The following is a 12,989-nucleotide window of genomic DNA, read 5'->3' as shown; positions in this document are numbered from 1 at the left end:
GTCGGGAGTGTTTTAATAGCATAAGAGAAACTTATAGTAATAAGCGGGAGTAGCTCAGTTGGTAGAGCGGCAGCCTTCCAAGCTGCAGGTCGCGGGTTCGAGCCTCGTCTCCCGCTCTATGCTATTTAATGGCATAGATAATAGGATGTTATCAGCCGACGTAGCTCAGGGGTAGAGCGCTTCCTTGGTAAGGACGAGGTCACGGGTTCAAATCCCGTCGTTGGCTCAGTGACATTAGCATAATTTAACTAATTCATATCATTAACTAAACAGAGGATTTTCACGCATGGCAAAAGCAACCTTTGACCGTTCCAAACCGCACGTAAATATCGGTACTATTGGTCACGTCGATCACGGTAAGACTACTTTGACTGCTGCCATTACTACTGTATTGGCCAGAAAGGGTCTTTCTGAATTAAGAGATTTCTCTTCTATCGATAACGCTCCAGAAGAGAAAGAAAGAGGTATCACTATCAACACTTCTCACGTAGAATATCAAACTGAATCTAGACACTATGCTCACGTTGACTGTCCAGGTCACGCTGACTACGTGAAAAACATGGTAACTGGTGCTGCGCAGATGGACGGTGCTATTCTTGTAGTTGCTGCCACTGACGGTCCAATGCCTCAAACTAGAGAACACATCCTTCTTGCCCATCAGGTAGGTGTACCTGCTCTAGTAGTATTTTTGAACAAAGTTGACTTGGTAGATGATCCTGAGCTTCTTGAGCTTGTGGATATGGAAGTAAGAGAATTGCTTTCTTTCTACGACTTCGACGGAGATAATATCCCTGTAATTTCTGGTTCTGCTCTTGGTGCGCTTAACGGCGAAGCTAAGTGGGAAGAGAAAGTAATGGAATTGATGGATGCTGTGGATAACCACATTCCGCTTCCTGAGCGTCTTGTTGACAAAGACTTCTTGATGCCTGTTGAAGACGTGTTCTCTATTACAGGTCGAGGTACTGTAGCTACTGGTAGAATCGAAAGAGGTGTTATCAACTCTGGTGACGCTGTAGATATCATTGGTATGGGTGCTGAAGGTCTTAAGTCTACTGTAACAGGTGTTGAGATGTTCCGTAAGATTTTGGACAGAGGTGAAGCTGGTGACAACGTAGGTCTATTGCTTAGAGGTATTGAAAAATCTCAGATTAAGAGAGGTATGATTATCTGTAAGCCTGGATCTGTGACTCCTCACGCTCACTTCAATGCTGAAGTTTACGTATTGTCAAAAGAAGAAGGTGGTCGTCATACTCCATTCTTCAACAAATACCGTCCTCAGTTCTACTTGAGAACAACAGACGTAACTGGAGAAATCAAACTTCCTGAGAACGTTGAAATGGTTATGCCAGGTGACAACGTAACTATGGAAGTTACTTTGATCAACGCTGTTGCTCTTGAGAAAGGTCTACGTTTCGCTATCCGTGAAGGTGGTAGAACAGTAGGTGCTGGACAGGTAACTGAAATTCTTGACTAATATCGTATCAAGATAAAGAAATATAAATGCGGTTCTGAAAATATTCAGGATCGCATTTGTTTCTATATAGAAAAATACCTACTTTTGCATTCCTTTTGGGATGTAAAAAGGAGAGACGGGCATAGTTCAATGGTAGAATAGCGGTCTCCAAAACCGTTGATGGGAGTTCGAATCTCTCTGCCCGTGCACATAAAATCATAAGACATGAACGTAAAGAACTTTGTTATCGAGTCGATAGACGAAATGAAGGACAAGGTTACATGGCCTAAATATTCTTCATTACAAAGCAATGCTGTGTTGGTTCTTGTGGCTTCTTTGATCTTTGCCGTAGTAATCGGTTTGATTGATCTGAGCTTCGAGAATCTCATGAAATGGTTTTATGATTTATTCTAATTGAATCAACGATTACTGATGGCTGAACATAAATGGTACGTACTCAGAGTGGTGGCCGGGCAAGAAAAAAAGGCCAAGTCTTACTTGGACAATGAGATTACCCGGCAGAAACTTGAGGAGTTTATTCCTGAGGTTTTGATCCCTTCTGAAAAAGTATATGAAATGCGCAATGGCAAAAAGAGAGTCAGAGAGAGAAACTTCTTTCCTGGCTATGTTTTAGTTAATGCGGATTTGTCCCATGGTGAAGCCAATCACGTAATCACGAGTATCCCGGGTGTTATCGGTTTTCTAGGTGCAAACGCAGGAGGAGCTTCCAAGACTCCTGAGCCATTACGACAATCAGAAGTCAACCGTATCTTAGGTAGGGTTGAAGGGATTGATGAGTTTGCTGAGAAGATGGATACGCCATATATAGTTGGAGAGACCGTAAAGGTAATGGACGGTCCTTTCAGTGGTTTCTCGGGGACAATAGAAGAGGTGTTTGAGGATAAGAAAAAGCTTAACGTAATGGTTAAGATTTTTGGCCGAAACACACCTGTGGAGTTAAACTTTATGCAAGTAGAAAAACAAGACTAGGAAATGGCTAAGGAAATTACTGGTTATCTGAAATTACAGGTGAAGGGTGGCCAGGCAAATCCATCTCCTCCTGTTGGTCCTGCCCTTGGTTCAAAGGGTTTGAACATCATGGAGTTCTGTAAGCAGTTCAATGCTAGAACTCAGGACAAAATGGGTCAAGTTCTACCTGTGCTTGTTACGATTTATTCGGACAAGTCTTTTGATTTCGTAGTAAAAACTCCTCCTGCAGCAAATATGTTGCTAGAGGCTGCGAAGCTTAAAGGAGGTTCTCCGGAACCAAACAGGAAGAAAGTGGGCTCAGTGACCTGGGATCAAGTAAAAGAAATTGCTGAGGTGAAAATGCCTGACTTAAATGCCTTTAAAGTAGAATCTGCAATGAAAATGGTTGCAGGTACGGCAAGAAGTATGGGAATCACAGTTTCAGGAAAAGCCCCTTGGGAGGAATAAATATAAAACAATGGCTAAGTTAACAAAAAAGCAAAAAGAAGCTCTTTCTAAGTACGACCCAAGCCAGCAGTACTCCCTTACTGAGGCTTCTTCAATCGTTAAAGATATCACGCTTTCTAAGTTTGATGCTTCTGTGGATGTGGACATCCGTTTGGGTGTAGATCCACGTAAAGCAGATCAAATGGTAAGGGGTGTGGTGGCTTTGCCGCACGGAACTGGTAAAGATGTAAAAGTACTTGTGCTTTGTACACCAGATAAAGAGGAAGAAGCTAAGGAAGCTGGAGCTGACTATGTTGGCTTAGATGACTATATTGCCAAAATCGAAGGGGGATGGACTGATATCGATGTGATCATCACCATGCCTAACGTAATGGCAAAAGTAGGTAGATTAGGTAGAGTATTGGGCCCAAGAGGTTTGATGCCTAATCCAAAGTCAGGAACTGTAACCCTAGAAGTAGGAAAAGCAGTGAAAGAAGTTAAAGGTGGTAAAATCGACTTTAAAGTAGATAAGTTCGGCATCGTTCACGCGAGCGTTGGTAAAGTGTCTTTCGATCCAGAAAAGATCGAGGAGAATGCCAAAGAACTTATCAATACCATTTCAAAGTTGAAGCCAGCTTCTTCAAAAGGGACATACTTTAAGAGTATACATTTATCTAGCACTATGTCTCCTGGTATTGCAATTGATAAGGGGAGTATTCAAGGTATTTAATTATGACTAGAGAGGAAAAACTAACAATAATCGAAAGTCTTACCGAGAAGTTAAAAGAAACTCCGCATTTCTATATTGCAGATGCATCAGGTTTCAGTGTTGCTCAGGTAAATACTTTCAGAAGACTGTGTTTTGAGAAGGGTGTAGAATATAGAGTGTATAAAAACACTTTCATTAAGAAGGCCCTTGAAAATCTTGACGCAGATTACACAGAACTAGAAGGTACACTTAAAGGATTTTCAGGTATTCTGTTTGCTTCAGAGACAGCAAGCTTGCCTGCAAAAGTGCTTAAGGAGTACAGAAAGAAGGCCGGTTCTAAAGAGACCAGACCAGTTTTCAAAGGCGCTTCAATTGATAGTGACGTTTTCGTTGGCGAAGCCAATTTGGAAGTGTTGGCATCACTGAAGTCCAAAGAAGAATTGCTGGGCGAAGTTATCGGATTGCTTCAATCTCCTGCCAAAAACGTTATCTCTGCGCTTAAGAGCGGTCAGGATACATTGGCTGGACTTGTTAAAACTCTTTCTGAAAGAGAATCATAATATCATTCAAATCAATTTAGTAAAAAAATCAGTTAATTTTAAATAATAATACAATGGCAGATCTTAAAGCATTCGCTGAGCAGTTAGTTAACTTGACTGTTAAAGAGGTTAGTGAATTAGCCGAAATATTGAAAGACGAGTATGGTATCGAACCTGCTGCTGCAGCTGCTCCAGTAATGGTAGCTGGTGGTGCTGGTGAAGGTGCTGGTGAAGAGGAGAAATCTTCTTTTGACGTTATCTTGAAAGCTGCTGGTGGACAGAAGTTGGCAGTAGTGAAGTTGGTTAAGGAATTAACCGGTCTTGGTCTTAAGGAAGCGAAGGAAGTAGTAGACGGAGCTCCTAAAGCTATTAAAGAAGGAATCGCAAAAGACGAAGCTGAAGCACTTAAGAAGCAACTTGAGGAAGCTGGTGCTGAAGTAGAGCTTAAATAATTTGAATAACTTCATCTAATAGGTGAAGGTTATTGATTAGACCTGACTGCTAAGTCAGGTCTTTTCCTGTTTGTGCACAGTTAGAAAATTGCACTATTCCAAGCGGAAATTGCCGCATTTAGTTAATAATTATCACTATAAACATATACTGCCTTGGCTATCCAGAATCAACCCGAAAGGAAAAGTTTCTCATCTATTAAGGTAGTCAAAGACTATCCGGATTTCCTAGATATCCAATTACAATCATTCAAAGATTTTTTCCAATTGGATACTCCTGCAGAAAAGAGGAGACAGGATGGGCTTTTCAAGGTGTTCTCAGAGAATTTCCCAATTAGTGACTCTAGAGAAAACTTCACGCTTGAATTTATTGACTATACAGTAGACCCGCCTAAATACAGTGTCGGTGAATGTATTGACAGGGGATTGACTTACTCTGTTCCATTGAAAGCAAAACTTCGCTTGTTGTGTTCTGATGAGGACAATGAGGATTTTGAAACAATAGAGCAGGAAGTGTTCCTAGGGAACTTGCCCTATATGACCGAAAAAGGCTCTTTCGTTATCAATGGAGCTGAGAGGGTGATCGTTTCACAGTTACACCGTTCACCAGGTGTGTTCTTTGCCCAAAGTAAGCACACGAATGGTACGAAGCTTTATTCTGCCAGAATCATTCCTTTCAAAGGTTCTTGGATAGAATTTGCTACGGATATCAATAATGTCATGTATGCGTACATTGACAGAAAGAAGAAATTTCCTGTAACCACCCTGCTTAGAGCAATCGGTTATGGTTCTGATAAGGCAATTCTGGATCTTTTTGGCCTTTCAGAGGAAATTGATGCCAACAAAGCAAATTTAGAAAAGGTAGTAGGTAGAAAACTTGCGGCCCGTGTATTGAGAACTTGGGTGGAAGACTTCGTGGATGAGGATACCGGAGAAGTGGTTTCTATCGATAGAAATGAAGTGCTTTTGGAAAGGGATTCAATCCTTACGGACGAGGATGTGGAATTGATCCTGGATTCCGGTGCAAAAAGCATTATTCTACACAGAGATGATGTGAACATCGCTGATTATTCCATCATTTATAACACCCTGCAAAAAGATAACTCCAACTCCGAAAAAGAGGCGGTTGAGGTTATTTACCGTCAATTGAGAAATACTGAAGCCCCTGATGAAGCTACCGCAAGGGAGGTAATTCACGGCTTGTTCTTCTCAGATAAACGTTATGATTTGGGTGAAGTAGGTCGTTACAGAATCAACAAGAAGCTTGGACTGGAAATCGAGTCTGAGAAGATTGTATTGACGACTGAAGACATTATCAGTATCGTAAAATACCTGATCGGTCTGATCAATTCTAAAGCAGTGGTCGATGATATTGACCACTTGAGCAACAGAAGGGTAAGAACCGTAGGGGAACAATTATATAGCCAGTTCGGAGTAGGACTTGCCAGAATGGCAAGAACCATCCGTGAAAGAATGAACGTAAGAGACAATGAAGACTTCAAGCCTGTTGATCTGATCAACGCCAGGACGCTTTCATCTGTCATCAACTCGTTCTTTGGAACCAACCAGCTTTCTCAGTTTATGGACCAGACCAACCCATTGGCGGAGTTGACGCATAAGCGTAGACTGTCTGCATTGGGGCCAGGAGGTCTATCCAGAGAAAGGGCAGGTTTTGAGGTGCGTGACGTTCACTATACGCATTATGGTCGTCTATGTACCATTGAAACCCCGGAAGGACCAAATATTGGTTTGATTTCTTCACTTTGTGTACACGCCAAGGTGAACTCTATGGGCTTCTTGGAGACTCCATATAGGAAAGTGAAGGAAGGAAAGGCTGGCATGCAGGAAGAGGATATCGTATTCCTTACTGCTGAAGAAGAAGATAATAATAACATTGCGCAGGCCAATGCCCCATTGGAGGCCGATGGCAGCTTTGTCAACGACAGGGTAAAAGCAAGGTTTGAGGGTGATTTCCCTGTACTGGAGCCAAATGAAATCAGTTATATGGATGTGGCTCCTAACCAGATCGTATCCGTGGCAGCATCCTTGATTCCTTTCTTGGAGCATGATGATGCGAACCGTGCACTGATGGGATCAAACATGCAGCGTCAAGCAGTACCATTGTTGAAAGCCGAAAGCCCAATTGTAGGAACTGGACTGGAAGCTAAGGCAGCAGTAGATTCAAGGTCTTTGATCATCGCAGAAACTGACGGTGTAGTAGATTTTGTGGATGCTAAGAAAATCGTCATCAAGTATGACCTCAGCGATGATGAATTGCTGGTCAACTTCAGTGACGAGTATAAGTCTTACGACCTGATCAAATTCAGAAGAACCAACCAGGACACTACCATCAACCTGACACCGCTGGTACTGAAAGGCCAGCGCGTGAAAAAGGGACAGGTATTGGTAGAAGGATATTCTACTAACCAAGGTGAACTGGCATTGGGTAAAAACCTGAAGGTGGCCTACATGCCTTGGCAAGGATACAACTTCGAGGATGCGATTGTAATTTCTGAGCGGGTTGTAAGGGAAGATATCTTTACTTCCATTCACGTAGAGGAATTCCAACTAGAAGTAAGGGATACCAAGCGTGGTGAAGAAGAGTTGACTTCTGAGATTCCTAACGTTTCTGAAGAAGCGGTTAAGAACTTGGATGAAAATGGTATCATTAGAATCGGTGCTGAACTTAAGGAAGGTGATATCATTATTGGTAAGATCACCCCGAAAGGTGAGACCGATCCAACTCCGGAAGAAAAACTATTGAGAGCGATCTTCGGTGATAAGGCCGGTGATGTGAAAGATGCATCGCTTAAGGCTTCCCCTTCACTGAACGGTGTCGTGATCGAGACCAAGTTGTTCTCCCGACCTAAAAAGGACAAAGAACTTAGGGCCAAAGCAAAAGCTGAAGTTGAGAAGCTGAAGCAAAGCTATACCAAAGAACTTTTGGGAGTAAGGGCTAAGATGATCAACAAACTGGTGAGCATTCTGGATGGAATGACTTCTCAGGGCGTGAAGCATAAGTTCGGCGATGAGATCATCAGTAAGGGAGTGAAATTCAATATTCAGAATATTGAAAACAATTTGTTCCCAGCGAAGAACCCTTACAGGGATGAGAGCAATTATAATGTACCAGAGGAAGCCAATTTGATTTCTGATATCATTTTGGATGACTGGACAGATGATCAGCACACAAATGGATTGATCCAGCAATTGGTGAAAAACTATACCAATACCAGAAATGAAATCTCTGGTAGGTTCAAGCGAGACAGGTTCACCCTGGAAGTAGGGGATGAACTTCCTGCAGGTATTGTTCAGCTTGCTAAAGTTTATGTGGCTAAGAAGCGTAAGCTTAAAGTGGGAGATAAGATGGCAGGTCGTCACGGTAACAAAGGTATCGTAGCCAAGATTGTACGTGATGAGGATATGCCGTTCTTGGAAGACGGTACACCGATGGACATCGTATTGAACCCACTTGGGGTACCTTCCCGAATGAATATCGGACAGATTTTCGAGACGGTATTGGCTTGGGCCGGACAGAAACTCGGAAAGAAATATGCCACTCCGATCTTCGATGGAGCTACTACGGAAGAAGTGGCTGCGGAATTGGATCTGGCAGGTCTTCCATCCTTTGGTAGAACTTACCTCTATGATGGTTTGTCAGGTAAGAAGTTTGACCAGCCGGTTACAGTAGGTATCGCTTACATGCTGAAACTAGGTCACTTGGTAGATGATAAGATGCACGCCAGATCGATTGGACCATATTCTTTGATCACGCAGCAGCCATTGGGTGGTAAAGCCCAGTTTGGTGGTCAGCGTTTCGGAGAGATGGAGGTTTGGGCACTGGAGGCCTTCGGCGCTTCGCACGTGCTTCAAGAAATTCTTACGGTGAAGTCTGATGATGTAATCGGTAGGGCAAAAGCTTACGAGGCAATTGTGAAAGGAGAAAATCTTCCTAAGCCAAACATTCCTGAATCATTCAATGTATTGGTTCATGAATTGAGAGGCCTGGCCCTTGAAATTACACTCGACTAAATTAGATCTTATTGGGCCGAAAGGCCCTTCACATACTCACAAAACAAATTATGGCGTTCAGAAAAAATAAAAAACTAAACAACGACTTTTCCAGAGTCACTATTAGTTTGGCTTCTCCGGAATCGATCCTGGATAGCTCTCATGGTGAGGTGACGCAACCGGAAACTATCAATTACAGAACGTACAAGCCTGAAATGGGCGGTCTTTTCTGTGAGCGTATTTTCGGGCCTGTTAAGGACTGGGAATGTCATTGTGGTAAGTATAAGCGCATAAGATATAAAGGTATCATTTGTGACAGATGTGGGGTAGAGGTGACTGAAAAGAAAGTGCGTAGAGAAAGAATGGGACACATCGAACTGGTGGTTCCTGTGGCGCACATCTGGTATTTCAAATCCCTGCCAAACAAAATCGGTTACTTGTTAGGTCTGCCTACCAAGAAACTGGATCAAATTGTATACTACGAAAGATATGCTGTTATCAATCCTGGTATCAAGGCTGAAGACGGCCTGCAGTACTTGGATTTCCTAACAGAAGACGAGTATTTGGATATCATGGACAAGCTTCCTAAAGAAAACCAAATGCTTGACGACGATGATCCGAACAAGTTCATCGCAAAAATGGGTGCTGAGGCCATTGAAATGTTGTTGGCAAGACTAGATCTTGACGACCTTTCTTATAGCCTTCGTCACCAAGCGGCTACGGACACTTCTCAGCAAAGAAAAGCGGAAGCTTTAAAGCGACTGAAAGTGGTTGAAGCCTTCAGAGATGCAAGAACCAGAATTGAAAACCGTCCGGAGTGGATGGTCGTTCGAATGGTTCCTGTGATTCCACCGGAACTGAGACCTTTGGTTCCTTTGGATGGTGGCCGTTTTGCTACCTCTGATTTGAATGATCTCTACAGAAGAGTAATCATCAGAAACAACCGTCTGAAGCGATTGATCGATATCAAGGCTCCTGAGGTAATCCTTCGAAACGAAAAAAGGATGCTTCAAGAGGCCGTGGATTCCCTGTTTGATAACTCAAGAAAGGTAAATGCGGTAAGATCTGACGGCAACAGGGCGCTGAAGTCACTTTCTGACATGTTGAAAGGTAAGCAAGGACGTTTCCGTCAAAACTTGCTCGGTAAGCGTGTGGATTACTCTGGACGTTCTGTAATTGTAGTAGGTCCTGAACTGAAGCTTCATGAGTGCGGTCTGCCTAAAAATATGGCGGCTGAGCTCTTCAAGCCTTTTATCATCAGAAAACTGATCGAAAGAGGTATTGTGAAGACAGTGAAATCCGCTAAGAAGATTGTAGATAGAAAAGACCCTGTCGTATGGGATATCCTTGAGAATGTATTGAAAGGTCACCCTGTATTGCTTAACCGGGCTCCTACACTTCACAGATTGGGTATTCAGGCCTTCCAGCCAAAACTGATAGAAGGAAAAGCTATTCAGCTACACCCGTTGGTATGTACTGCCTTTAACGCCGATTTCGATGGTGACCAGATGGCCGTTCACGTTCCACTAGGTCATGAGGCGATTTTGGAAGCTTCTACCTTGATGCTTTCCTCTCACAATATCCTGAACCCGGCGAACGGTGCACCTATTACTGTACCATCCCAGGACATGGTATTGGGACTGTATTATGTAACCAAAGGTAGAAAGTCTACCCCTGAAGAGCCAGTACCTGGTGAGGGAATGACTTTCTATGGTGAAGAAGATGTGATCATTGCTTTGAATGAAAAGGCAATATCCCAACACGCTCTGATCAAGTGTAAGGTGAAAGTAAGAGAAGAAGACGGTTCATTGGTAGAAAAGATCGTTGAGACGGTTGCCGGCCGTTTGATCTTCAACCAGTTTGTTCCTGAGGAAGTAGGGTATGTCAACGAATTGCTTACGAAGAAAAAACTTCAGCAGATCATTGCTGAGGTAGTGAAAATATGCGGTATCGCCCGTAGTGCCCAGTTCTTGGATGATATCAAACATCTAGGATTCCAGATGGCCTACCAAGGCGGTCTGTCTATGGGACTAAACGACGTGATTATTCCAGAAGATAAAGATCCATTGATTGCCAAGGCAAAAGAAGAAGTGGATCAGGTATGGAATAACTACTTGATGGGTCTGATTACAGACAACGAACGTTATAACCAGGTGATTGACATCTGGACCAGGACCAACTCCAATCTTACCAACATCCTGATGAAGCAGATGGAGGAGGATAAGCAAGGATTCAATGCCATCTATATGATGATGCACTCTGGCGCGAGGGGTTCTCGTGAGCAGATCCGTCAGCTTGGAGGTATGAGGGGGCTGATGGCCAAACCGCAGAAAAACCTTCAAGGTTCTGTAGGGGAGATCATTGAAAACCCAATTCTTTCCAACTTTAAAGAAGGTTTGGACGTATTGGAGTACTTTATCTCAACTCACGGTGCACGTAAAGGTCTTGCAGATACTGCCTTGAAAACAGCAGATGCCGGTTACTTGACAAGAAGGTTGGTGGATGTGGCCCAAGATGTAATTGTATCAGAAGAAGATTGTGGTACACTTCGGGGTCTTGTGGTGCAGGCATTGAAGGACAACGATGAAATCGTAGAGCCGCTATCAGAACGAATTGTCGGTAGGGTATCCGTTCACGATGTGATTGATCCTATCAGTGATGAAGTGTTGATCCAGTCAGGTGAGGAAATCACTGATGAGCTGGCCAGGATGATAGATGAGTCAGCAGTGGAAGAAGTGGAGATCAGATCAGTATTGACCTGTGAATCCAGAAGAGGGGTTTGTACCAAATGCTACGGCCGTAACCTGTCCACAGGTAGAGTGGTACAAAGCGGTGAGTCGGTAGGGGTAATTGCTGCCCAATCTATCGGTGAGCCCGGTACCCAGCTTACCTTGAGAACCTTCCACGTAGGTGGTACGGCATCCAATATCTCGGTAGAGGCAAGTATCAACGCCAAGTTTGAAGGTGTGGTTGAATTTGAAGAAGAACTGAGATGGATTGATACCACCAACAAAGATGGAGACGCTGTTTCCATCGTAATGGGTAGGTCCGGAGAGATCAAGATCAACGATGTAAAGTCCGGAAAAACACTGGTATCCAACCACGTGCCTTATGGTGCGGTACTTAATGTCAAGGATGGACAGAAAATCGCTAAAGGAGATTCCCTGTGTACATGGGATCCATATAACGCGGTTATCCTTTCAGAATTTGACGGTGAGGTGTCATTCGATGCGATCATTGAAGGGATTACTTATAAGGAAGTAGCCGATGATCAGACCGGATACAAAGAGAAAGTAATCATAGATACCAAGGATAAGACCAAAAACCCTGCTGTGGTTGTAAATTACGGTGAGGAGACCAAAGGATACAATATCCCTGTGGGAGCACACCTTGCTGTTGAAGAAGGAGATAAGGTGAAAGCTGGTCAAATCCTTGTGAAGATTCCTCGTTCGGTAGGTAAAACAAGGGATATTACCGGTGGTCTACCTAGGGTAACGGAATTGTTTGAAGCCCGTAACCCATCTAACCCAGCGGTAGTTTCTGAGATCGATGGAGTGGTGACCTATGGAGGCATCAAGCGTGGTAACCGAGAGATTTTCATTGAATCAAAAGATGGGGTGAAGAAGCGCTACATGGTTTCTTTGTCCAAGCACATCCTGGTTCAGGAAAATGACTTTATCAGAGCAGGTGAAGCACTTTCTGATGGAGCGATTACCCCTAATGATATCCTTTCGATCAAAGGCCCAACTGCGGTACAGGAATACTTGGTAAACGAAATCCAGGAGGTATACCGTCTGCAAGGGGTGAAGATCAACGATAAGCACATCGAGGTGATCGTTTGCCAAATGATGCAGAAGGTAGAAATCCTTGATGCTGGTGATACTGGGTTCCTTCAAGGTCAGGTAGTGGACAAGTGGGCATTCAGAGAGGAAAACGATAATATCCTTGATAAGAAAGTGGTTATGGATGCTGGAGATTCCAGCACTTTGAAGGCTGGTATGATCATTACCGCCAGAAGGTTGAGGGATGAAAATTCCAGCCTGAAGCGTAAAGACCTTAAGTTGGTACAGGTGAGAGATGCCGAAACTGCTGTTTCGAAACCTACTCTCCAAGGTATCACTGCAGCTTCTTTGGGTACTGAAAGCTTTATTTCAGCAGCATCCTTCCAGGAAACTACTAAGGTATTGAGTGAGGCGGCTATCAGAGGTAAGCGAGATGAGCTTCTTGGACTGAAGGAAAACGTAATCGTAGGGCACCTTATACCTGCAGGTACTGGACAAAGAAGTTTCCAGCACATAATTGTGGGATCTAAGGAGGAATACGAAAAGCTTTCCACCAGTGAAAAAGAAAGCGGATCACGTAAGACCAAAGAGACCGTTAAATAAAACGAATTTAGATGAATACAAAAGGCC

9 protein-coding genes and 3 tRNA genes are annotated in these 12,989 nt (G+C 43.4%); all 12 read left to right on the top strand.

Features of this window, described 5'->3' with window-relative positions; all coding sequences use genetic code 11:
• Positions 1–43: 43 nt before the first annotated feature.
• The 12 genes from ACYVAA_RS20395 (at position 44) to rpoC (ending at position 12,962) form a co-directional block, all read left to right on the top strand.
• Positions 44–116 (top strand) — tRNA-Gly (locus ACYVAA_RS20395).
• A 38-nt stretch (positions 117–154) separates the two neighbouring features.
• A tRNA-Thr gene (locus ACYVAA_RS20390) sits at positions 155–226 on the top strand.
• Positions 227–286: 60 nt separating this feature from the next.
• Positions 287–1,474 carry an elongation factor Tu gene (tuf, locus tag ACYVAA_RS20385; RefSeq protein WP_460545358.1) on the top strand — a complete coding sequence of 396 codons (1,188 nt, stop codon included), beginning with the start codon at positions 287–289 and terminating at the stop codon, positions 1,472–1,474.
• A 115-nt stretch (positions 1,475–1,589) separates the two neighbouring features.
• Positions 1,590–1,660: transfer RNA gene (locus ACYVAA_RS20380), tRNA-Trp, on the top strand.
• A gap of 18 nt (positions 1,661–1,678) precedes the next feature.
• On the top strand, positions 1,679–1,867 hold the full coding sequence (secE, locus tag ACYVAA_RS20375; protein ID WP_460545354.1) for a preprotein translocase subunit SecE: 189 nt from the start codon (positions 1,679–1,681) through the stop codon (positions 1,865–1,867).
• Between the two features lie 18 nt (positions 1,868–1,885).
• Entirely contained in the window at positions 1,886–2,443 is a 558-nt protein-coding gene (nusG, locus tag ACYVAA_RS20370) for a transcription termination/antitermination protein NusG (RefSeq protein WP_460545352.1), read from the top strand.
• 3 nt (positions 2,444–2,446) lie between these two features.
• Positions 2,447–2,890 carry a 50S ribosomal protein L11 gene (rplK, locus tag ACYVAA_RS20365; RefSeq protein ID WP_460545350.1) on the top strand — a complete coding sequence of 148 codons (444 nt, stop codon included), beginning with the start codon at positions 2,447–2,449 and terminating at the stop codon, positions 2,888–2,890.
• A gap of 10 nt (positions 2,891–2,900) precedes the next feature.
• Positions 2,901–3,599: a 50S ribosomal protein L1 gene (rplA, locus tag ACYVAA_RS20360; protein ID WP_460545348.1), complete on the top strand. Its 699-nt coding sequence runs from the start codon at positions 2,901–2,903 to the stop codon at positions 3,597–3,599.
• Positions 3,600–3,601: 2 nt separating this feature from the next.
• A complete protein-coding gene (gene rplJ / locus ACYVAA_RS20355) occupies positions 3,602–4,138 on the top strand; it encodes a 50S ribosomal protein L10 (RefSeq protein WP_460545346.1) in 537 nt (178 codons plus the stop codon).
• A 53-nt stretch (positions 4,139–4,191) separates the two neighbouring features.
• A complete protein-coding gene (gene rplL, locus ACYVAA_RS20350; protein WP_186754478.1) occupies positions 4,192–4,569 on the top strand; it encodes a 50S ribosomal protein L7/L12 in 378 nt (125 codons plus the stop codon).
• A 153-nt stretch (positions 4,570–4,722) separates the two neighbouring features.
• Positions 4,723–8,598 (top strand): DNA-directed RNA polymerase subunit beta, encoded by a 3,876-nt coding sequence (gene rpoB, locus ACYVAA_RS20345; RefSeq protein ID WP_460545344.1) that lies wholly within the window; start codon positions 4,723–4,725, stop codon positions 8,596–8,598.
• A gap of 50 nt (positions 8,599–8,648) precedes the next feature.
• Positions 8,649–12,962 carry a DNA-directed RNA polymerase subunit beta' gene (gene rpoC / locus ACYVAA_RS20340; protein WP_460545341.1) on the top strand — a complete coding sequence of 1,438 codons (4,314 nt, stop codon included), beginning with the start codon at positions 8,649–8,651 and terminating at the stop codon, positions 12,960–12,962.
• Positions 12,963–12,989: the final 27 nt, after the last annotated feature.

The organism is Echinicola sediminis, from assembly GCF_054777495.1.
This window is presented reverse-complemented; position numbering and strand designations above follow the sequence as displayed.

Coding starts and splice junctions, on each gene's coding strand:
- nusG (WP_460545352.1), top strand. CDS start 1,886: ATGGCTGAACATAAATGGTACGTACTCAGAGTGGTGGCCGGGCAAGAA.
- tuf (WP_460545358.1), top strand. CDS start 287: ATGGCAAAAGCAACCTTTGACCGTTCCAAACCGCACGTAAATATCGGT.
- rplA (WP_460545348.1), top strand. CDS start 2,901: ATGGCTAAGTTAACAAAAAAGCAAAAAGAAGCTCTTTCTAAGTACGAC.
- rplL (WP_186754478.1), top strand. CDS start 4,192: ATGGCAGATCTTAAAGCATTCGCTGAGCAGTTAGTTAACTTGACTGTT.
- rplJ (WP_460545346.1), top strand. CDS start 3,602: ATGACTAGAGAGGAAAAACTAACAATAATCGAAAGTCTTACCGAGAAG.
- rpoC (WP_460545341.1), top strand. CDS start 8,649: ATGGCGTTCAGAAAAAATAAAAAACTAAACAACGACTTTTCCAGAGTC.
- rplK (WP_460545350.1), top strand. CDS start 2,447: ATGGCTAAGGAAATTACTGGTTATCTGAAATTACAGGTGAAGGGTGGC.
- secE (WP_460545354.1), top strand. CDS start 1,679: ATGAACGTAAAGAACTTTGTTATCGAGTCGATAGACGAAATGAAGGAC.